The organism is Geodermatophilus sp. URMC 63 (assembly GCF_053502565.1).
The window spans coordinates 5,274,350-5,293,992 of record NZ_CP199956.1 but is presented as its reverse complement, the minus strand read 5'-3'; the positions used below and the strand labels follow the sequence as shown (position 1 = coordinate 5,293,992).

15 protein-coding genes are annotated in these 19,643 nt (G+C 74.7%); 8 read left to right on the top strand and 7 right to left on the bottom strand.

Annotated elements, in window-relative coordinates; all coding sequences use genetic code 11:
* Positions 1-11: 11 nt before the first annotated feature.
* Genes ACWIZO_RS25635 through ACWIZO_RS25625 form a run of 3 tightly spaced genes read right to left on the bottom strand, consistent with a single transcriptional unit; the run spans position 12 to position 2,740 of the window.
* Complete coding sequence (locus ACWIZO_RS25635) at positions 12-1,457, bottom strand: gamma-aminobutyraldehyde dehydrogenase (RefSeq protein ID WP_448640394.1); 1,446 nt, start codon at positions 1,455-1,457, stop codon at positions 12-14.
* Between the two features lie 40 nt (positions 1,458-1,497).
* The gene (locus tag ACWIZO_RS25630; protein ID WP_448640393.1) at positions 1,498-1,863 is read right to left on the bottom strand and encodes a hypothetical protein; all 366 of its coding nucleotides are present in this window, start codon (positions 1,861-1,863) and stop codon (positions 1,498-1,500) included.
* Positions 1,850-2,740, bottom strand: a complete 891-nt coding sequence (locus ACWIZO_RS25625) for an FAD-binding oxidoreductase (protein ID WP_448640392.1) — start codon at positions 2,738-2,740, stop codon at positions 1,850-1,852. The genes ACWIZO_RS25630 and ACWIZO_RS25625 overlap by 14 nt, the downstream gene beginning before the upstream one ends.
* A 288-nt stretch (positions 2,741-3,028) precedes the next feature.
* On the opposite strand from ACWIZO_RS25625, the gene ACWIZO_RS25620 reads away from it, so the two are divergent.
* Complete coding sequence (locus tag ACWIZO_RS25620) at positions 3,029-4,075, top strand: LLM class flavin-dependent oxidoreductase (protein ID WP_448640391.1); 1,047 nt, start codon at positions 3,029-3,031, stop codon at positions 4,073-4,075.
* A gap of 87 nt (positions 4,076-4,162) precedes the next feature.
* Here the strand turns inward: ACWIZO_RS25620 and ACWIZO_RS25615 are convergent, their stop codons facing one another.
* A complete protein-coding gene (locus ACWIZO_RS25615) occupies positions 4,163-5,671 on the bottom strand; it encodes a PucR family transcriptional regulator ligand-binding domain-containing protein (RefSeq protein ID WP_448640390.1) in 1,509 nt (502 codons plus the stop codon).
* 147 nt (positions 5,672-5,818) lie between these two features.
* Between ACWIZO_RS25615 and gabT the strand changes: the two genes are divergently transcribed.
* The gene (gene gabT, locus ACWIZO_RS25610; RefSeq protein WP_448640389.1) at positions 5,819-7,174 is read left to right on the top strand and encodes a 4-aminobutyrate--2-oxoglutarate transaminase; all 1,356 of its coding nucleotides are present in this window, start codon (positions 5,819-5,821) and stop codon (positions 7,172-7,174) included.
* On the top strand, positions 7,171-10,329 hold the full coding sequence (locus ACWIZO_RS25605) for an NAD-glutamate dehydrogenase domain-containing protein (RefSeq protein WP_448640388.1): 3,159 nt from the start codon (positions 7,171-7,173) through the stop codon (positions 10,327-10,329). The genes gabT and ACWIZO_RS25605 overlap by 4 nt, the downstream gene beginning before the upstream one ends.
* Positions 10,330-10,370: 41 nt before the next feature.
* Here ACWIZO_RS25605 and ACWIZO_RS25600 read toward each other — a convergent pair whose 3' ends face one another.
* Positions 10,371-11,381 carry a carbon-nitrogen hydrolase family protein gene (locus ACWIZO_RS25600; RefSeq protein WP_448640387.1) on the bottom strand — a complete coding sequence of 337 codons (1,011 nt, stop codon included), beginning with the start codon at positions 11,379-11,381 and terminating at the stop codon, positions 10,371-10,373.
* On the bottom strand, positions 11,378-12,850 hold the full coding sequence (locus tag ACWIZO_RS25595) for a purine-cytosine permease family protein (RefSeq protein ID WP_448640386.1): 1,473 nt from the start codon (positions 12,848-12,850) through the stop codon (positions 11,378-11,380). Before ACWIZO_RS25595 ends, ACWIZO_RS25600 begins: the two co-directional genes overlap by 4 nt.
* Positions 12,851-13,128: 278 nt before the next feature.
* On the opposite strand from ACWIZO_RS25595, the gene ACWIZO_RS25590 reads away from it, so the two are divergent.
* Entirely contained in the window at positions 13,129-13,626 is a 498-nt protein-coding gene (locus ACWIZO_RS25590; RefSeq protein ID WP_446756619.1) for an Lrp/AsnC family transcriptional regulator, read from the top strand.
* Positions 13,627-13,754: 128 nt separating this feature from the next.
* Here ACWIZO_RS25590 and speB read toward each other — a convergent pair whose 3' ends face one another.
* On the bottom strand, positions 13,755-14,711 hold the full coding sequence (gene speB / locus ACWIZO_RS25585; protein WP_448640385.1) for an agmatinase: 957 nt from the start codon (positions 14,709-14,711) through the stop codon (positions 13,755-13,757).
* Between the two features lie 148 nt (positions 14,712-14,859).
* On the opposite strand from speB, the gene ACWIZO_RS25580 reads away from it, so the two are divergent.
* From ACWIZO_RS25580 to ACWIZO_RS25565, 4 genes are all read left to right on the top strand, one after another.
* Entirely contained in the window at positions 14,860-15,438 is a 579-nt protein-coding gene (locus ACWIZO_RS25580) for a helix-turn-helix domain-containing protein (protein WP_448640384.1), read from the top strand.
* Between the two features lie 80 nt (positions 15,439-15,518).
* On the top strand, positions 15,519-16,976 hold the full coding sequence (locus tag ACWIZO_RS25575; RefSeq protein WP_448640383.1) for an amino acid permease: 1,458 nt from the start codon (positions 15,519-15,521) through the stop codon (positions 16,974-16,976).
* Positions 16,977-16,978: 2 nt separating this feature from the next.
* Positions 16,979-17,776 (top strand): carbon-nitrogen hydrolase family protein, encoded by a 798-nt coding sequence (locus tag ACWIZO_RS25570; protein WP_448640382.1) that lies wholly within the window; start codon positions 16,979-16,981, stop codon positions 17,774-17,776.
* Positions 17,773-19,473, top strand: coding sequence for a flavin monoamine oxidase family protein (locus tag ACWIZO_RS25565; RefSeq protein ID WP_448640381.1), 1,701 nt, complete (start codon positions 17,773-17,775; stop codon positions 19,471-19,473). Before ACWIZO_RS25570 ends, ACWIZO_RS25565 begins: the two co-directional genes overlap by 4 nt.
* Positions 19,474-19,643: the final 170 nt, after the last annotated feature.

Sequence of the window (19,643 nt, the reverse complement as noted above, 5' to 3'; positions counted from 1 at the left end):
GCGCGGGTGGGTCAGGACTCGATGTTGGCCATGACGTGCTTGATGCGGGTGTAGTCCTCCAGGCCGTAGGCGGAGAGGTCCTTGCCGTAGCCGGAGTGCTTGAACCCGCCGTGCGGCATCTCGGCGACCAGCGGGATGTGGGTGTTGATCCACACGCAGCCGAAGTCCAGCCGCTTGCTCATCCGCATGGCGCGGCCGAAGTCCCTCGTCCACACGCTGGAGGCCAGCCCCAGCTCCACGCCGTTGGCCCAGCGCACCGCCTCGTCCTCGTCGGTGAAGCGCTGCACGGTGATGACCGGGCCGAAGATCTCCCGCTGCACCATCTCGTCGTCCTGCCGCAGGCCCGCGACCACCGTCGGCTCGACGAAGAAGCCGCGGTCGCCCTGGCGGTGCCCGCCGGTGGTGACCTGCGCGTGGTCGGGGGCGCGGTCGAGGAAGCCGGTGACGTGGGCGAGCTGGTTGGCGTTGTTCACCGGCGGCACCAGGGCGTCCTCGTCCTCGGCGCCCTTCTCGTAGGTGGTGGCGGTGTTGCGGGCCTGCTCGGTCAGCGCCGCGACGAAGTCGTCGTGGATGCCGGGGGCGGCCAGCACGCGGGAGGCGGCGGTGCAGTCCTGCCCCGCGTTGAAGTAGCCGGCGACGGCGATCGCCTCGGCCGCGGCCTCGAGGTCGGCGTCGTCGAAGACGACGACCGGTGCCTTGCCGCCGAGCTCCAGGTGCACCCGCTTGACGTCCTTGGCCGCGGAGCCCGCGACCTCCATGCCGGCGCGCACCGACCCGGTGATGGCCACCAGCTGGGGGACCGGGTGCTCGACGAGGGCGCGGCCGGTGTCGCGGTCGCCGCAGACGACGTTGAGCACGCCCGCCGGCAGGATCTCGGCGGCCAGCTCGGCCAGCCGCAGCGTGCTCACCGGGGTGGTGTCCGAGGGCTTGAGGACGACGGTGTTGCCGGCCGCCAGCGCCGGGGCGATCTTCCAGACGGCCATCATCATCGGGTAGTTCCAGGGCGTGACCTGCCCGACGACGCCGATCGGCTCGCGCCGGATGAAGCTGGTGTGCCCCTTGAGGTACTCGGCGGCGGCCTTGCCCTCGAGGGTGCGGGCCGCGCCGGCGAAGAACCGGATCTGGTCGACCATCGGGGGGATCTCCTCCGAGGCGGTCAGCCCGACCGGCTTGCCGGTGTTGCGGCTCTCCAGCGCCACCAGCTCCTCGGCGTGCTCCTCCACCGCGTCGGCCAGCTTGAGCAGCGCCTGCTGCCGCTCCGACGGGGTGGTGTCCCGCCAGGTCTCGAAGGCGTCGGCGGCCACCCGGTAGGCGCGGTCGACGTCCTCTGGGCCCGACACCGGCGCCGAGGCGAACACCTCGCCGGTGGACGGGTCGACCAGGTCCACCCGGCGGCCGTCGGTGGCGTCGACGTGCTCCCCGCCGACGAAGTTGCGCAACTCGAGCTTCTCGCTCACCGCAGGTCCCTCTCGTTCGTCTCTGCTGCTGATCCCGTCGTCATAGTGCCGTCTGACCGTTGATCGATCCAGTGTCGGCACCCGATCGCTGCGAATCCACTGTTGCAGCTGCCTCCGCCTCGACCTCGGCGAGGATCTCCGACCCGGTCACGACCCGGTCGGCGAAGTGCCGGTGCATCCACGCGAGGTGGTCGTGCCGGCTGCGCATGATCCGCAGCGTGTCCCAGTTCGGGAACACCTGCTGGAGCACGTGCTCCTGCATCAGCCGCGGGTCGACCTCGAAGACGTGCTCGAAGGTCGTCTGCGCCACCTCGCTGGCGCGCAGCGGCGCCGGCGGGGTGTGCTGCTCGGCGAACCGGTAGGGCGCCGTCGCGCCCGGACCCGCGGGCTGGTCATCGGTCCTCATCGGTCGTGTCCCTCCCGTAGGCCCGGTCGAGCAGGTACTTGCCCGGGTTCATGACGTTGTTGGGGTCCAGCGCCCGCTTCACGTCGAGCATCACGTCGAAGCCCCGGCCGAGCTCGTCGGGCACCAGGTCGACCTCGCCCTCCCGGCAGGACCCGTGGCAGGCGCTCATCGACCCGCCGTGGGCGAGGGCCACGGCGCCGATGTCCCGCTTGGCCTGCACCCACGCCGCCCAGGCGGCGTCGTCGAGGCGCTGCTCCCAGATGCCGACGTCGATCTCGGTGAGGTAGTCGACCCCGGTGCTGGCCGAGGTGTAGGCGAACATCCCCCAGTCGTCGAAGACGTCGGTCTTGCGGCGCAGGTCGGCCAGGATCCCGTGCCAGGCCCGGCTGACCGCGGGGACGTTGCTGAAGTTGACCGCGGCGTCCTCGCAGTGCCAGGACATCGGGATCACCTGGCCGTCCTTGGTGCGCCCGTGCAGGGGGGTGGCGTAGCGGTCGTGCCGCGCGGCCCAGTCGCCCTCGGAGATCTCGTCGCCCAGGTAGCGGGCGCCGTGCTCCTTGGCGATCCGGAACAGCCGCTTCCCGCCGGCCCGCACCTCGTCCTCGTAGCCGTACATGACCGAGCAGACCAGGGCCCGGACGTCGGTGGGCTGCGGGATGTAGGCCTCGTCGTCGCGGCGCAGGTAGGCGACCTTGTGCTCGTCGAAGAGGACCGCGCCGGCGAAGGTGGCCACCCCGGCGCGGGCCAGCGCGCCGGTGCAGGCGTGGGCGTCCTCGTAGTCGTCGAACGCCCAGAACGGCGAGAGCTCGGCCTCCGGCTTGGGGAAGAGCTTCAGCGTCGCCTTCGTCGCGATGCCGAGGGTGCCCTGGTGCCCCATGAACAGGTGCTTGAGCTGGTAGCCGCTCGAGCTCGTCCTGGCCCTCGCCTACGGGCTGTTCGCCATCGTCCTGCTGGTCAAGCCGGCGCCGGGCACCGAGACCTTCCTCGACCGCTGGATCGTCGCCATCGGCCTGGCCGTCGTCGCCGGCAGCGGGCTGCTCTACCTGTTCCTCGCCCGGCCCGACCGGCACTCCGCGCACATCCCCGAGGGCGACGCCCGCGAGGTGGCCGCACAGCTCCAGCAGATCCGGCGGGACGCCGGTGTCCCGGTGGGTGGGGAGATCCGATGAGGTTCAGCTACGCGATGCTGCCCGACTACCCCCTCGAGGAGTCGCTGCGCGCGATCGAGCTCGCCGACCGGCTCGGCTTCCACGCGGTCTACGCCGCCGACGAGACCTGGCACAAGGACCTCTGGCTGCTGTTCGCCGCGGCGGCCGCGCGGACCTCGCGGGTCCGGATGGGCCCCAGCGTCTCGGCGGTCACCCTGCGCGAGCCCACCCTCATCGCGCAGGCCGCCGCCACCCTCGACGAGCTCACCGGCGGCCGGGCCGAGGTCGTGCTCTCCAGCGGCAACTTCGGCCTGCTCGCCCAGTACAGGACCGACTGGACGACGACCAAGCCGCTGTCGCGGGTCGTCGAGGGCGTGCGCGTCCTGCGCACGTTCCTCGACGAGGGCGCCATCACCTTTGACGGCGAGTTCTTCTCCTACGACGGGCTGTTCACCTTCGCCCGGCCGGTGCAGGAGCGGCTGCCGGTGAAGATGGGCGCGATGCGCGGCCCGCGGTCGTTCCAGGCCGCGGCCGAGCACTCCGACGGCTGCCACCATGCGCTGAGCTACACGCGGGAGGCCTACGAGTACGCCGCGGAGAACCTGCGGGTGGGCGCCGAGCGGGCCGGCAAGGACTGGACGACGCTGGACTTCGGCGCGTGGGTCGTCGTCTCGGTGGGCCGCGACTCGGCCGCCGCCAAGGACGCCGCCCGCAGCATGGTCGGCATCTACGCCTCGTCGATGCCGGCCGAGCAGCTTGAGCGCAACGGCGTGGACCCCGACAGCCTCAAGCCGATCGTCGACGCCATCGCCGGCGGCGACCTCGCCCGGGGCATCGAGCTGACCACCCCCGAGATCGCCGACAAGCTGTCGTTCTCCGGGACGCCGGAGGAGGTGACGGCGAAGATCAGGGAGATCGAGCCGGCCGGGGTCAACCACCTGATCGCGGCGATCACCGACGCCTCGCTGGTCAAGGCCTTCACCGGCCGCGAGCTGGCCGGCGTCGCTCCGGTCGAGGAGCAGCTGCAGCTGCTGCACGACGAGGTCATGCCGGCCTTCGCCTAGGGAGCGCCCGGCGGGCGCGCATGGCGTCTGGCCCCTCGCAGGGGGCCCGCCGCGAGCGTGCGCGCGGTGGGGGCAGGGGGTCCTTCGTCAGCCGGTGGGCGGGTGCAGGGCCAGCCAGAGCTCGGCGCGGACGCCGGGGGAGTCGAGATCGCGGCCGAGCAGCTCCCCGGCCCGCCGGATCCGCTTGCGCAGGGTGTGCCGGTGCACACCGAGGCGGGCGGCGGCCGGCTCCCACTGACCGTGCGCGGCCAGCCACACGCGCAGCGACTCGACCAGGTCGCCGGGGCCCGCCCGGTCGGCGGCGACCAGCGGCGCGAGCGCGGCCTCGGCGAACGCGCCGGTGGCCGCCGGGTCGAGCAGCGCGGCCAGCCCGCGGCCGGCCAGGTCGGCGAAGGCGGTGACCGGCGCTCCCGCGGCCCGGCCGTGCCCGGCCGCCTGGCGGGCCTGCCGCACCGACTCGCCGAGCCGGTCCCAGGGCACCGGCGACGCGGTCCCGAGGACGGCGCCGGGCACCCGCCCGGGCAGGTCGGCCAGCCGCCCGGCGAGCACCCCGTCGGCCGGCACCAGGACGACGAGGGCGTCGTCGAGCTCGGCCGACAGCACCGGCTCGCGGACGTGCGCCGCGGCGTCGGCGGCCACGTCGACCGCGGCGGCGCGCTGCTCGGGGCTGCCCAGCACCACCAGCGCCCGCACGGGCTCGTCCGGCAGCCGCTCGCCGAGCGCGGCCACCACGGGCCCGGCCGCGGCGGTCTGCCCGGCCAGCAGCAGCTGCAGGATCGCCGCGCGCAGCGCCGCGGTGCCGCTGTCGAGCGCGCGGGACTGCTCCAGCCGCAGCGTGAGCAGCAGCGCGGCCGCGTTGACCACGTGCCGGTCCCCGGGCGGGAAGGGCCCCGGCCGGCCGACGGCGAGGAACCCCCGGACCCGCGCGCCGGTGCCCAGTGACTGCAGCAGCACCGTCTCGCCGGGCTGGGTGAGCGCGGCACCGGCGGGGGGCCGTGCCGTGCGGAGCCGGTCGACCGCCGCCGCCAGGTCGCCGGCGCGGCCCCGGGCGGACGGCGGTGCGGCCTCCAGCGGCGTCCCGGCGGCGTCGACCAGCAGGGCCCAGCCGCCGAGGTGCCGGGCCAGCCGGTCGACGACGGTGCCCGGGGCGCCGGGCGCGACGGCGGCGCGGGTCAGCTCCCGCTGCACCGTCGACGTCCGGGTGACCGCCGCGTACTCCTCGGCGGCCAGCGCGGTGGACACCGCCCGCGACAGCGCGATGAACGGCGTCTGCCGCGGCACCTCCAGCACCGCCAGGCCGTGCGCGTCGGCCGCGGTCACCAGTTCCGCGGGCACCTGCGCGTGGGTGAGGCCGGTGCCCAGGCCCAGTCCCACCACCCCGGCCTCGGCCAGCCGCCGCACGTACCCGCCGGCGTCCTCGGGCGCCAGCGCCAGGCCGGTGGTCAGCAGCAGCTCGCCGCCGGCGAGGAACGGTGTCGGGTCGGCCAGCTCGCTGACGTGCACCCAGGAGACGGCGCGGTCCACCGGCGCGCCGCGGGTGTGCAGCGTCAGCTCGAGCGACGCGGTGCCCAGCAGGGTCGCGACGGTGACCGGCACGGGGGGACCTCTCGACGGACTCGACGATGTGGACACCCGGAGGATCCGGGAGTGCCGTTTCGGACGGTACCGGGAGAGACGTGCGCCACCCACCCTGAAGGCCGGTACCTCCTCCGTCGGGGGAGGCCGGCTCACGAGGAGACAGCGATGACCGACGTGCTCACCGGACCCGACACCGTCGCCCAGGAGCGACGGCTGGTCACCGAGATCCCCGGCCCGCGCTCGCGCGAGCTGGGCGCCCGCCGCGCCGGGGCGGTCACCGCCGCGGTGGGCAGCGTCCTGCCCGTCTACGTCGAGCGCGCCTCCGGCGGCGTCGTCGTCGACGTCGACGGCAACTCCTTCATCGACCTGGGCTCGGGCATCGCCGTCACCAACGTGGGCCACGCCGCGCCCGAGGTCGTCGCGGCCGTGCAGGAGCAGGTCGCCCGTTTCAGCCACACCTGCTTCATGGTCGGGCCCTACGAGGGCTACGTCGCCGTCGCCGAGGAGCTGAACGAGCTCACCCCCGGCGACCACGAGAAGCGCTCGGCGCTGTTCAACTCCGGCGCCGAGGCCGTGGAGAACGCCGTCAAGGTGGCCCGCGTGGCCACCGGCCGCTCGGCCGTCGTCGTCTTCGACCACGCGTACCACGGCCGCACCAACCTCACGATGGCGCTGACGGCCAAGAACATGCCGTACAAGAACGGGTTCGGGCCCTTCGCCGGCGAGGTCTACCGGGTGCCGATGTCCTACCCGTACCGCGACGAGCCGGGGATGACCGGCGCGCAGGCCGCCGCGCGGGCGATCGACCTGATCGAGACCCAGATCGGCGCCGCCAACGTGGCCGCGGTCCTCATCGAGCCGATCCAGGGCGAGGGCGGCTTCATCGTCCCGGCGCCGGGCTTCCTGCCGGCCCTGACCGACTGGTGCCACCGCTCGGGCGCGGTGTTCATCGCCGACGAGGTGCAGACCGGGTTCTGCCGCACCGGCGCGTGGTTCGCCTCCGAGCACGAGGGGCTCGTCCCCGACCTGGTGGTCACCGCCAAGGGCATCGCCGCCGGCATGCCGCTGGCCGGGGTCACCGGCCGCGCCGAGCTGATGGACGCCGTGCACACCGGCGGCCTGGGCGGCACCTACGGCGGCAACCCGGTCGCCTGCGCCGCGGCGCTGGCCACGATCCGCACGATGCGCGAGCAGGACCTCGGCTCCGCCGCGCGCGCGATCGAGGCCACCATGCTGCCGCGGCTGCGCGCGCTGCAGGAGCGCACCGGCGTGGTCGGCGACGTCCGCGGCCGCGGCGCGATGCTCGCCGTCGAGCTGGTGGAGCCGGGCACGAACGAGCCCGACTCCGCGCTGACCAACGCGATCTCCAAGGCCTGCCACGCCGAGGGCGTCATCACCCTGACCGCCGGCACGCACAGCAACGTGCTGCGCTTCCTGCCCCCGCTGGTCATCGGGCAGGACCTGCTCACCGAGGGCCTCGACGTCCTCGACGCCGCCTTCGACGCGCACGCGGGGAAGTGAGCGCCCCGGCGGCCGGCGCCCGCCGGCTGACCCTGCGCCCCGAGGGCACCGGCGGGAGCGGCCGGGTGGCCGGCCTGGTCACCTGGCCGGCCGGTCGCCCGCTGCTCGCCGACGTCGTGCCGGTGTTCGACCGGCTGGGCGTGCGGGTGGCCGACGCCGTCGCCGTCCCCGGGGACGACGACGCGCCGGCCACCCGGCTCGAGCTGCTCCTCCCGTCCGGGGCGGCGCCGGCCACCGCGCTGTCCCGGCTGGAGCAGGCGCTGGCCGCGGCGTGGGCGGGGGAGACCGAGCTCGACGGCCTCTCCCGGCTCACCGTCGGCGCCGGCCTGCCGGTGGGCGACGTCGCGGTGCTGCGCGCCGCCTGCCGCTATCTCGCCCAGGTGGGGCTGGGCCTGTCCCGCGGCTACGTCGAGGAGACGGTGCTCGCCGCGCCGGAGTTCGCCCGCGCGCTGCTGGCGCACTTCGCCGCCCGGCACGACCCCGACGCCGCCGACCCCGCGGCCGCGGCATCGGCGGCCGAGCACCTCGCCGAGCTGCTCACCCGGACGACGAGCCTGGACGCCGACCGCATCCTGCGCGGCCTGCGCGACGTGCTCGCCGCCGTGGTGCGCACCAACCGCTACCAGGTCGGCGCCGACGGGGCACCGCGGCCGGCCCTGGCCCTGAAGATCGCCTCGGCGCAGCTGGACCTGCTGCCCCGGCCGCGGCCGGCGGTGGAGACGTTCGTCTGCGCGCCGTCCATGGAGGGGCTGCACCTGCGCGGCGCCCGCGTGGCCCGTGGCGGCCTGCGCTGGTCGGAGCGCCCGGAGGACTTCCGCACCGAGGTGCTCGGCCTGGTCAAGGCGCAGATGGTCAAGAACGCGGTCATCGTGCCGGCCGGCGCCAAGGGCGCGTTCGTCGTCCGCGAGGACCTGCGCGGCCTGGACCGCGCGGCGGTGCAGCAGCGGGTGGCCGAGGCCTACCGCACCTTCGTCGGCGCGCTGCTCGACGTCACCGACGACCGCAGGGGCGACGGCAGGGGTGGCGACGTCGTCGTGCACCCGGCCCGCACCGTCGTGCACGACGGCGAGGACCCCTACCTGGTGGTCGCCGCCGACAAGGGGACGGCGACCTTCTCCGACCTGGCCAACGAGGTGTCCGAGCGCCGCGGCTTCTGGCTGGGCGACGCGTTCGCCTCCGGCGGCTCGAGCGGCTACGACCACAAGGCCATGGGCATCACCGCCCGCGGCGCGTGGGTGTCGGTGCGCCGGCACCTGCGCGAGCTGGGCGTGGACCCGGACGGGTCGCTGAGCGCGGTCGGGATCGGCGACATGTCCGGCGACGTGTTCGGCAACGGGATGCTGCTGTCGGACGAGCTGCGGCTGGTGGCGGCCTTCGACCACCGGCACGTCTTCCTCGACCCGGACCCCGACCCGGTGCGGTCGGCGGCCGAGCGGCGCCGGCTGTTCGCGCTGCCGGGCTCGTCGTGGGACGACTACGACCGCTCGGCGCTGTCCCCGGGCGGCGGGGTGTTCCGCCGCGACGCCAAGTGCGTGCCGCTGTCGGCGCAGGTGCGCGCCCGGCTGGGTGTGGACGCCGAGTCGCTGTCGCCGGCCGAGCTGGTGCGGGCGGTGCTGCGCGCGCCGGTCGACCTGCTGTGGAACGGCGGCATCGGCACCTACGTCCGCGCCGCCGACGAGACCGACGCGCAGGTCGGCGACCGCGCCAACGACGCCGTCCGCGTGACCGCCGGGGAGCTGCGCTGCCGGGTGGTGGGGGAGGGCGGCAACCTCGGGCTGACCCAGCGGGCGCGGATCGCCGCGGCGCGGGCCGGGGTCGCGCTCAACACCGACTTCATCGACAACTCCGCCGGCGTGGACACCTCCGACCGCGAGGTCAACCTCAAGGTCGCGCTGTCCGGGGTGCCCCGCGCCGAGCGCGACGCGGTGCTCCGCGAGGTCGAGGACGAGGTGGCCGCCGCGGTGCTGGCCGACAACGTGCTGCAGGCGCGGGCGCTGTCGGTGTGCGCGGCCCAGGCGCCGTTCCTGCTCGACCGGCACGCCCAGCTGATCGCCGACCTGGAGCGGCACGGCCTCGACCGCGAGCTGGAGGGCCTGCCGAGCGAGGCCGACGTCGAGCGGCTGCGCCAGGCCGGTGCCGGGCTCACCCGGCCCGAGGCCGCGGTGCTGCTGGCGCACTCGAAGAACCTGGTGCGCGAGGAGCTGCTGGCCGGCGACCTGCCCGACGACCCGTCGGTGGCCGGGGTGCTGGCGGCCTACTTCCCGCGGGCGGTGGGCGAGCGCTGGCCCGACCGGGTGGCCGCACACCCCCTGGCGCGGGAGATCACCGCCACCCAGCTGGCCAACGACCTGGTCAACCGGGTGGGGCCGGGCTTCCTGCTGCGCCTGGAGGAGCGCCACGGCGTCCCGACGCCGGTCGCCGTGCGGGCCTACACCGTGGCGACGCGGGTGCTGGGTCTCGACGCGGTGTGGGCGCTGGTCGACGGTCTCGCCGGGGACGAGGTGCCGCTGGCCGTCGAGCGGCTGGCGCTGCCCGAGCTGCAGGCGGCCACCGAGCGGACGGCCGACCGGCTGCTGCGGGCCCACCCCGACCCGGCGGCGCTGACCGCCGCGGCGCCCGCGCTGGCCGCGGTCGCCGCCGAGCTCGACCCGGCGTCGTGGCTGGCCCGCCCGGGCGCCGCCGGCGACCGGGCCCGCGCGCTGCGGGCCGAGCTGGCCGCCGCCGGTGCCGGTCCGGAGCTCGCCGCGCGGGTCGCCGTCCTGGGGTGCCAGGCCGACCTGGTCGACCTGGCCGGCGTGGCCCGGGCCGCCGGGGTCGGCACGGCCCGGGTCGTGGAGGCCGACGCCGCCGTGGAGCGCCTGCTGGCGCTGCCGGGCGTGCACGCCTGGACCGCGGAGCAGGCCGGCATCTCGCACTGGGTCGTCGCGGCCCGCGCGGCGCTGCGCGACGAGGTCGACGGGCTGCGGTGGGCCCTCGTGGCGGCGCTGCTGCGCGACGCCGACGGCGACGCGGACGCCTTCGCCGGGCGGCACGCGGCCGCGCTGGCCCGCTTCGCCGCCGTCCGGGAGCAGGCCACGTCCGCCCGCGACGACGTCCTGGGCCGGGCGTGCGTGGTGGTCGCGGAGCTGCGCCGGCTGGTGGAGGCCGTGGGCTGACCCCGGGGCGGCCGGCCGGGGGTCGAGGAGGTCCTCCCTCCTCAGCAGCCCCCGGCCGGCCCGCTGCCCTCGACGTCGGCACCCCGCCACGCGACGGCTGCCCGCGGACGCCGGTCGACGGTCAGGCTGAACAGGTCCGCCCGGCTGGAGTGGCCCGCCACGTCCAGGTCGTGCTTGTAGGACGTGGTGAGCTCCAGGTCGAGCTCGGCGTGCACGGTCCCCGGCTGCCCGAACAGCGGTTCGGCCACCCACGAGCCGTCGGGACCGACCACGCCGCTGCCGCCCAGGAACCAGGTGCCGGTGTCCGGGGTGCCCGGGCCCACGCCGAGCCTGTAGGCGTCCCGGAGGTCGTCGGGGACGTCGTCGGCGGTGAGGTACTGCGCGGCGGAGACCACGAAACAGCGGCCCTCGAAGGCGTAGGTCCGTGCCGCCAGGCCGTGCATCTCGGTCAGGTCCGGCCACAGCGCCAGGTGCACCTGCTCGTGCTGGGCGTGCAGCGCCTGGCGGATGACCGGCTGCCAGTGCTCCCAGCAGACCAGGCCGCCCACGCGGCCGACCGCGGTGTCGTGCACCTGCAGACCCGAGGCGTCCGGGGCCGGTGCCCACACGATCCGCTCCGTGTGGGTCGGGACGAGCTTGCGGTGGACGCCCACGGTGGCGCCGTCGCGGCCGAGGTGCAGCAGCGTGTTGAACAGCGACCCGCCGGCGGCGCCGGCCCGCTCGTTGAGGCCCATGGCCACCAGCACGCCGTGCCGGCGGGCCGCCTCGCGCAGCGGGTCCAGCTCGGGCCCGTCCACGGCGGGGCACTCGGCGAGCAGGCGCCCGTACCACCGCCGCGCCTCGGCGTCGTCCCAGCCGGCCAGGCCGAACACCCACGCCGGGTAGCCGGTCAGCCACGTCTCGGGGAAGACGACCAGCTGCGCGCCGTCGGCCGCGGCGGCGGCGACGGCGGTCACCGCCCGGTCCACCCCGGCCGCGAGGTCGAGGACGGCGGGCGGCTGCTGGACGATCGCGACCCGCACGCGGGACGCCGCCGTCCGGAGGGCGCTCACGCCAGCGGGTCCGTGGCGTCGGACGGGCGGGCCAGTCCCTGGTGCACCAGCGACTCGAGCTCCTGGTCGCTGCGGGCCAGCGCCCGGTCCTCCGCCGCGGTGTCGAGCCCGCGGCTGAGCAGCAGGTACAGGCCGCCGGCCACGACCAGCCCCACGACGAACGAGACGTCCACGCCGCCGAGTGCCTCGGCGACCGGGCCGGTGTAGGCGGTGGTGACGACGAAGGGCACCATCGCGAGGACGCCGGCCAGGTAGGGGATCAGCCCCCGGGCGGGCCAGGTCCCGTAGATGCCCCGCGGCTCGAAGATTTCGGTGATGGCGTAGTGGCCCCGGCGGACGACGTAGAAGTCGACGAGGTTGACCGCCGTCCACGGGATGAGGAAGTAGAGCATCAGCAGGACGAAGGTGTTGAAGCTGCCGAGGTAGTCCTCGGGGAGCACCAGGGCGATGACCACGGCCAGGAGCATCACGACGACGATCCCGGTGACGCGGGTCCGCAGCCCCGGGGAGATCCGGCGGAAGCCGTCGACCGCGCTGGCGCTGGTCAGCATGGCGCCGTACGCGTTGACCGACATGATCCCGATCAGCGCCGGGACGGAGACCAGCACCAGCGCCGTCCCGAAGTGCGGGAACAGCTCGTCGCCCACCGCCACCAGGCTGCCGATGGCGTCCGGCGCCTCCAGCCGGTCGGCCAGCAGCGCCCCCAGCCCCATCAGCCAGATCGCCGACCCGGCCGCGCCGAGGTAGGTCCAGCCGATGACCTTCCCCGAGGGGGTGTCGGCCGGCAGGTAGCGGGAGTAGTCGAAGACGTAGACGGAGTAGCTGATCTGGTAGCCCGCGGCGAGGGAGAACATGGTGAGGAAGCCGGTGAGCGTCCAGCCGGTCTCCACCGGCTGCGGGGCGTCGCCGAGGTGGACGACCGCCCAGACCGTGAAGACGCCGAAGGCCACGAGCAGGACGTAGGTCAGCCAGCGCTGCACGACGTGCAGCAGGTCGTGGCCGACGACGGCGATCGCGATGCTGAGCAGGGCCAGCACCGGGTACCAGAACCAGGTGCCGCCGGGCAGGACCAGCTGCAGGGCCTGGGTGGCCAGGATCAGGTCGAAGACGATGAAGCCGACGTAGACGAACACCGTCGCGGCGAACGGGAGCACCGCCCCGCGGGTGCCGAACTGCGCCCGTGACTGGATCATCTGCGGCAGGCCCATCCGCGGCCCCTGGTTGGCGTGGAAGGCCATGAAGAAGGTGCCGAACCCGACGCCGAGCACGATGGCCAGCAGCGTCCAGCCCAGTGACAGCCCGAGGGAGACGCCGATGAAGCCGGTCACCATCGTGACCAGCACGAAGTTCCCGGCGAACCAGAACGGGCCCTGGTGCCAGACCTTGCCGTGCCGCTCGGCGCGGGGGACGTAGTCGATCGACCGGACCTCGATCAGGCTGCGCTCCGGGGGGTGGGCTGTCCCACTCATGACGTCCTCCACTGCCGGTCCCGGCCGGTGCGCCGGGGACTCCCGCCGGAGAAGGTCGCAGACCGGCGCGCCACGGTCGTCGGACCACCGTCCCGGGATGACCCGTCCGGGTCGGGTGCTCCGCCGACGCCCGGTGCCGTGCGGGACCCGGCTCGCGCGGCAGGCCGCAGGGGCTCTCCCCCCGCCCGGTGACGTGCGCGCCGCCTCGGCGCGGCCTCGTTAGGATCCACGGGCCCGGAGCCGCCGGGTCTGACGTGACCGAGGCGGGAGGACCACCGGTGACCATCCGTCGGCAGTTCGTGCTGGACGACGTCTCGCGGGCGATCATCGAGCAGCTGCAGGAGGACGGCCGCCGTCCCTACGCCCGCATCGCCACGGCCGTCGGGCTGTCGGAGGCGGCCGTCCGGCAGCGCGTGCAGCGGCTGCTCGACGCCGGCGTCATGCAGATCGTCGGGGTCACCGACCCGCTGCAGGTCGGCTTCTCCCGGCAGGCGATGGTCGGTGTGCGCACCAGCGGCGACGCCCGCGCCGCGGCCGAGCGGATCGCGGCGTTCACCGAGGTCGACTACGTCGTCATCACCGCCGGGTCGGTCGACCTGCTCGTCGAGGTGGTCTGCGAGGACGACGACCAGCTGCTCGACGTGGTCGCGCGCATCCGCGCGGTCGAGGGCGTGGAGACCACCGAGACCCACCTCTACCTGGGCCTGGCCAAGCAGACCTACGCCTGGGGCACCCGTGGCCCGCAGGGCGCGGCGTCGGCCGCTCCTGACCTCTGACGCACCCGGCCCCTGACGACACCGGCCGCGGCGCGGGGCGGGGGCGGCAGGGGTGTCCCGGCCGACCTCGTGCTCTGCCCACCGGTGTGGGCAGAGCACGAGGTCGCGCGGGGAGGGGGTCCCGCCGCTCAGGCCCCGGCGCGGTTGAGCGCGAGGACCGAGAGCAGGTCGTAGGCCACGTGGGCGGCGGCGATGCCGGTCATCTCGGCGTGGTCGTAGGGCGGGGAGACCTCGACGATGTCGGCGCCGACCACGTCCAGGCCGACCAGCCCGCGCAGCGTGTGGAGCAGCTCCCGGCTGGTGAGCCCCCCGGCCTCCGGCGTCCCGGTGCCGGGCGCGTGGGCGGGGTCGAGGACGTCGATGTCGACCGACACGTACACCGGGCCGCCGGCCAGCCGGGCGCGCATCCGCTCCACAATGCTGCGGACGCCGTCGACCTCGTAGTCGTCGGAGCGGATCACCTGGAAGCCGAGGACGGCGTCGTCCTCGAGGTCCTGCTTGCCGTACAGCGGGCCGCGGATGCCCATGTGCAGCGAGCGCTCCATGTCGATGAGCCCCTCCTCGCTGGCGCGGCGGAACGGCGTGCCGTGCGTGTAGGGGGCGCCGAAGTAGGTGTCCCACGTGTCGAGGTGGGCGTCGAAGTGCAGGACGGCGACCGGCCCGTGGTCGCGGGCCAGCGACCGCAGGATCGGCAGCGCGATCGTGTGGTCGCCGCCGATGGTGAGCAGCTGGGCGCCGTCGGCCCGCACGTCGGTCACCGCGCGGTCGATGGTCTCGATCGCCTCGCCGAGGTCGAACGGGTTGACGCCGACGTCGCCGGCGTCGGCCACCTGCTGGGTGCCGAAGGGCATGGCGTCGAGCGCCGGGTTGTAGGGGCGCAGCAGCTTGGAGGCCGCGCGCACGTGCCCCGGGCCGAACCGGGCGCCGGGCCGGTAGCTGACCCCGGAGTCGAACGGCACCCCGAGGATGGCGACGTCGGCGCGGGAGACCTCGTCGATCCGCGGCAGCCGGGCGAAGGTGGCCGGCCCGCCGTAGCGGGGGACCCGCGTGGCGTCGACGGGACCGATGGGGGTCTGCTCCTGCACGGGGCGCTCCTGAGGGGGCGAGGGGGGTGCGGCGGCGGACGGGCTCCTCCGTCCGGGTCGGCCGTCAGGGTCAACTCGTGTTTCCCGCTTGTCAACTCCCTCGCGCGAACTAGGGTCGGTGCGAGATCCGGGAGGTGCGGTGGAGGCAGTGTCCGAGGCAGGTGTGCCGCGCATCGGCGACCGGCTCAAGGCGGTCCGGCACGCGCGCCGGCTCACGCTGACCGACGTGGCCGAGGCCAGCGGGCTGACCAAGGGCTTCCTCAGCAAGCTCGAGCGCGACCAGGCCAGCGCCTCGGTGGCCGCGCTCGTGCGGGTGTGCGCCGCCCTCGACATCTCCCCGGGCAGCCTGTTCGAGGCCGCGCCGGGCGGGGAGGCCGTCCGCGCCGGCAGCTACCCACCGATCGCCTTCGGCGGTCGCGGGCTGACCGAGTACCTGCTCACGCCCGAGGGGGAGCGGCGGGTGCAGGCGATCCTGTCCGAGATCGCCCCTGGCGGCGGCAGTGGCGAGGAGGCCTACGCGCTGCCGGCCGAGGTGGAGTTCGTCTTCGTCCTCGAGGGCGACCTCGAGGTCACCGTGGCCGGCGAGGTGACCACGCTCGGTCCCGGTGACGCGTTCACCTTCTCACCCGGCGCCGAGCACGGCTTCCGCTCCCTGCGCACCGACGGCGTGACCCGTGTGCTGTGGGTCTTCGCGCCGGCCCTCTCTGCGGGGCGGCCGCCCCGCTAGGAAACAGTGGTTGACAATCGGGCAACAGGTGGTGATGCTCACTGCGACCCAGACCACAGGACGGCCGCAGAGGAGCCCCCGTGAGCACAGTCAGCGCCGGACCGGGCGGCCCGGTGACCCAGGGCGCCCCGGCCCGCCGCAGCCGGCTCTTCCGGCTCAAGCCGGTCGACGTCATCGTCGCCCAGCACGAGGAGCAGGGCGGCTCGGGCCTGCGCCGGTCGATGGGGCTGCTGCAGCTCACCGCGCTGAGCATCGGCGCGACCCTGGGCACGGGCATCTTCGTCATCCTCGGCGAGGCGGTGCCCCTGGCCGGGCCGGCCGTCGTCCTGGGCTTCGTGCTCGCCGCCGTCACCGCGCTGTTCTCCGCGCTGTCCTACGCCGAGCTCGCCGGCAGCATCCCGGTGTCGGGCTCCTCGTACTCCTACACCTACGCCACGATGGGCGAGCTGGTCGCCTGGGTCTGCGGCTGGTGCCTGATGCTCGAGTACGGCGTCTCGGTGGCCGCCGTCGCGGTCGGGTGGGGCGCCTACATCGACGACCTCGCCTCCGGCACGGTCGGCGCGGTGCTGCCCGAGGCGCTGTCCGCGCCGCCCGGCGACGGCGGGATCGTCAACGTGCCCGCGGTGGTCGTCGTCCTGCTCGCCATGGCGCTGCTGCTGCGCGGCACCAGCGAGAGCGCGAAGGTCAACACCGCGATGGTCGTGCTCAAGGTCGGCGTCCTGCTGTTCTTCTGCGCGGTCGCCTTCACCGCCTTCCGCGCCGGCAACCTGGCGCCGTTCCTGCCCATGGGCGCCGCCGGGGTGACCGCCGCCGCCTCGCAGGCCTTCTTCTCCTACATCGGCTTCGACGCCGCCTCGACCGCCGGCGACGAGGCCCGCGACGCCCGCCGCGACCTCCCGCGCGCCATCGTGCTGTCGCTGGCCGTGGTCACCGTCGTCTACGTCCTGGTCGCGCTGGCCGCGGTCGGTGCGGTGCCGTGGCCGCAGATCAGCGGCTCGGAGGCCGCGCTCGCCGACGTCCTGAACCTGGCCACCGGGCAGACCTGGACGGCGGTGCTGCTCTCCATCGGGGCCGTCATCGCCATCGCCAGCGTGGTGCTCACCGTCCTCTACGGGCAGACGCGCATCCTGTACGCGATGTCCCGCGACGGGCTGGTGCCCCCGGTGTTCTCGAAGGTCAGCGCCCGCCGGCGCATCCCGGTGGCCAACACCGTCATCGTGGGCGTCCTCATCGCGCTGCTCGCCGGCCTGGTCCCGCTCGGTGAGCTGGCCAACGCCACGAGCATCGGCACGCTGTTCGCCTTCGCCCTGGTCAACGTGGGCGTCGTGATCCTCCGGCGCACCCGGCCGGACCTGCCGCGCACCTTCCGCACCCCGCTCTACCCGCTCACCCCGGTGCTGGGCGTGCTGTTCTGCGTGCTGCTCATGTTCGGCCTGGGCACCTCGACCTGGGTGGTGTTCCTCGGCTGGATGCTGCTGGGCCTGGCCGTCTACGCCGGCTACGGGTACCGCCGCTCGGCCCTGCGCGCGGGCGTCTGACCGTGCGGATCGCGCTGCTGCAGGGCCCGGCCCGCACCCCCGACCCCGAGGCCGGCCTGGCCGCGGTCGCCGACGCCGCCCGCCGGGCCGCCGCGGCCGGGGCCCGGCTGCTGGTGACCCCGGAGATGTCGCTGACCGGCTACGCCATCGGCGCCGACCGGGTCGCCGAGCTGGCCGAGCCGGTACCCGGCCCGCTGACCGACCGGGTGGCCGCGCTCGCCGCCGAGCACGGCCTGGCGATCGCGGTCGGGCTGCCGGCGCGCACCCCCGCCGGCGTCGCCAACACCGTCGCCGTCCTCGACCGCGACGGCAGCCTGCTGGCCACCTACGCCAAGACCCACCTCTACGGCGACGTCGACCGCGACGCCTTCGTGCCCGGCGACGTCGGCGTCGTGCAGTTCCGCCTCGACGGCCTCACCGTCGGCCTGCTGGTCTGCTACGACGTCGAGTTCCCCGAGGCGGTGCGCGCGCACGCGCTGGCCGGCACTGAGCTGCTCGTCGTCCCCACCGGGCTGATGGACCCCTACGGCCACGTCGGCACCGTGCTGGTGCCGGCCCGCGCCTACGAGAGCCAGGTCTTCGTCGCCTACACCAACCGCACCGGCACCGAGGGCGAGTTCGTCTACTGCGGCGCGAGCTGCGTGATCTCGCCCGAGGGCACCGAGCTCGCCCGCGCCGGCCGCGGCGAGGAGCTGCTGCTCGCCGACGTCGACCCCGCCGTCCTCACCGCCTCCCGCCGGGTGAACACCCACCTGGCCGACCGCCGCCCCGAGCTCTACCCCCCGGAGAACCGCGCATGACCTCCGCCATCCCCGTCGCCGCCCACGAGCCGGGCGAGGAGCGCCCGGTCCGGCCGCTGACCATGTTCGGCCCGGACTTCCCCTTCGCCTACGACGACTGGCTGGCGCACCCCGCCGGCCTGGGTGAGGTGCCCGAGGTCGAGCACGGCACCGAGGTCGCCGTCATCGGCGGCGGCCTGTCGGGCGTCGTCACCGCCTACGAGCTGATGCGGCTCGGCCTCAAGCCGGTCGTCTACGAGGCCCACGAGATCGGCGGCCGGCTGCGCTCGGTCGGCTTCGAGGGCCACCCCGGCGTGGTGGCCGAGATGGGCGCGATGCGCTTCCCGCCGTCGTCGACCGCGCTGTTCTCCTACGTGCGCGACCTCGGCCTGCGGACGACGCGCTTCCCCAACCCGCTCGACGTCGCCACGCCCAGCACCGTGGTCGACCTCAAGGGCGAGACCCACTACGCGCGCACCCTCGACGACCTGCCGCCGCTCTACCGCGAGGTCGCCGACGCCTGGCACGAGACGCTGGTCGACCGGGTGCAGCTCGAGGACATGCAGGCGGCGATCCGCGACCGCGACGTCAAGGCGATCAAGGCGATCTGGGACGAGCTGGTCGAGCGGCTCGACGACACCACCTTCTACGGGTTCCTCGCCGCGTCGCCGGCGTTCCGCTCCTTCCGGCACCGGGAGGTGTTCGGCCAGGTCGGCTTCGGCACCGGCGGGTGGGACACCGACTACCCGAACTCGATGCTGGAGATCCTGCGGGTGGTCTACACCGCCGCCGACGACGACCACCTGTCCATCGTGGGCGGCTCCCAGCAGCTCCCGGTGGGGCTGTGGCGCCGCCAGGTCGAGGCACCGGTGCACTGGCCGGCCGGCACCAGCCTGGCCGCGCTGCACCCGGGCGGGCGGCCGCTGCCCGGGGTGACCCGGCTGCACCGGACCGCGCCCGACTGCCTGACCGTCACCGACGAGGCCGGCGGCATCCGCACCTACAAGGCGGCGGTGTTCACCGCGCAGAGCTGGAACCTGCTCTCGCGGATCGTCTGCGACGAGGCGCTGTTCCCGATCGACCACTGGACGGCGATCGAGCGCACCCACTACATGGGCTCGACGAAGCTGTTCTGCCTGGTCGACCGGCCGTTCTGGCAGGACGTCGACCCGCAGACCGGCCGGCACCGGATGAGCATGACGCTGTCGGACCGGATGACCCGCGGCACGTACCTGCTCGACCAGGGCGAGGGGGAACCCGGGCTGATCTGCCTGAGCTACACCTGGGCCGACGACTCGCTGAAGTGGCTGCCGCTGTCGGCGACCGAGCGGATGGAGGTCATGCTCGCCTCGCTGCGCGAGATCTACCCCGACGTCGACCTGCGGCGGCACGTCATCGCCTCGCCGGTGACGGTGTCGTGGGAGTCCGAGCGCGACTTCATGGGCGCGTTCAAGGCCAACCTGCCCGGCCACTACCGTTACCAGCGGCGGCTGTTCACCCACTTCAAGCAGGACGAGCTGCCGGAGCGGTACCGCGGGCTGTTCCTCGCCGGCGACGACATCTCCTGGACCGCCGGCTGGGCCGAGGGCGCCGTGCAGACGGCGCTCAACGCGGTGTGGGGCGTCGTCCACCACCTCGGCGGGCGCAGCCACCCGGACAACCCCGGCCCGGGTGACCTGTTCGACGAGCTCGCCCCGGTGCGGCTGCCCGAGGACTGAGACCTCGCCACTCCTCCGCGCTCTGCCGGCTCGTTCCGCACCCTGCCGGTGCGATCGACCCGGTGGAGCGCGGAACCAACCGGCAAGGCGCTACGGCCGGAGGGATGCACGCCGAGCAGGCCGGTGCACTGCGTGCACTGCCGGATGGGCGCTCCCTGTCCCTGGGCGAC

Excerpts from the sequence above, each read along its gene's own strand:
- gabT (WP_448640389.1), top strand. The coding sequence starts at position 5,819 with ATGACCGACGTGCTCACCGGACCCGACACCGTCGCCCAGGAGCGACGG.
- ACWIZO_RS25620 (WP_448640391.1), top strand. The coding sequence starts at position 3,029 with ATGAGGTTCAGCTACGCGATGCTGCCCGACTACCCCCTCGAGGAGTCG.
- ACWIZO_RS25565 (WP_448640381.1), top strand. The coding sequence starts at position 17,773 with ATGACCTCCGCCATCCCCGTCGCCGCCCACGAGCCGGGCGAGGAGCGC.
- ACWIZO_RS25595 (WP_448640386.1), bottom strand. The coding sequence starts at position 12,850 with ATGAGTGGGACAGCCCACCCCCCGGAGCGCAGCCTGATCGAGGTCCGG.
- ACWIZO_RS25625 (WP_448640392.1), bottom strand. The coding sequence starts at position 2,740 with ATGGGGCACCAGGGCACCCTCGGCATCGCGACGAAGGCGACGCTGAAG.
- ACWIZO_RS25630 (WP_448640393.1), bottom strand. The coding sequence starts at position 1,863 with ATGAGGACCGATGACCAGCCCGCGGGTCCGGGCGCGACGGCGCCCTAC.